Here is a 978-nt window from a genome sequence, read left to right as displayed (position 1 = left end):
GATATGGAAACCCTGGCGGCACACCCCCACCCGACAGACGGATTTACCGGCATGGAAGTCCGGGGCGATACGCTCACCGACAAAGAGAACGCCGGAGCCGCCCTTTTGGACGCCTGCAAGGAGGTTAAAGGCTCCGATCCGGTGCAGGTCGGCAGCTACCGGGGATTTGCTATGTTTGTAACCTTTGACGCTTTTCAGAAGGAATATATGCTCCAACTGAAAGGCCGCATGACCCACCGTACCGCCCTGGGCGCGGACCCGCGCGGCAACCTGACCCGGATTGACAACGCGCTTTCCCAGATGCCCCAGCGGTTGGAAAGCGTCAAAATCCAGCTGGATAACCTTTACCAGCAGCAGGCCGCCGCGAAGGAGGAAGTGGGCAAAGCCTTCCCCTATGAGGAGGAATTGCGGGTCAAGAACGCCCGTCTGGTGGAGCTGGATATGGAGCTGAATATGGACAGCAAGGGGCAGTCCCGTCCAGAAGCGGCGATTGCCAAGCGCGCAAGGCCCTCGGTGCTGGAAGGGCTGAAACGCCCCATCCCGCCCCGCAGCATGGAAAAGAAACCCAGACAACAGGAACAGGAGGCAAGATAATATGAACAGCAACGAAAAGAATACGGCCCTTTATGAGAAGATGGCCGCTGAACAGGATACCTTCCGGGATTGGCTGAAAAGCCAGTCCCCGGAGGAGGTCCTAAACCATGCCTATGAGTACACCGTCCGGGAGGACATTGTGATGGCGATGGAGGAACTGGAACTTTCCGATAAGCAGGCCCAGGCGCTGCTGGATTCCCCCTCCCCGCTGGCTGATGTGTACCGCCATTTTGAAAAGCTGGAAACCGGCTATATGGATGTGATCCGGGAAAGCATTGAGGAACGGGCGAATGAGATGCACAGGGCCAAAGAAGAACAGAGAGCCGCCCCGGTCTATCCCCACTCCGCCGCCTATGCGTCCGAGCATGGGGAGATGGCGCAGTA

Annotated in this window: 1 protein-coding gene and 1 pseudogene; both read left to right on the top strand. The window is 58.1% G+C overall.

Annotation, left to right across the window (positions count from 1 at the left end):
* Positions 1 to 594 (top strand): annotated as a pseudogene (locus tag D5269_RS17935) (helicase); the annotation flags it as partial.
* A gap of 1 nt (position 595) precedes the next feature.
* The coding region (locus D5269_RS17930) for a DUF3848 domain-containing protein (RefSeq protein ID WP_120487652.1) at positions 596 to 978 on the top strand (383 nt) is incomplete at its 3' end.

The organism is Anaerotruncus sp. 1XD42-93, assembly GCF_009917605.1.
Lineage (GTDB): Bacteria > Bacillota > Clostridia > Oscillospirales > Ruminococcaceae > Anaerotruncus.
Note: the sequence above shows the minus strand (reverse complement) of the source record. Positions and strands in the feature narration are given on the sequence as shown.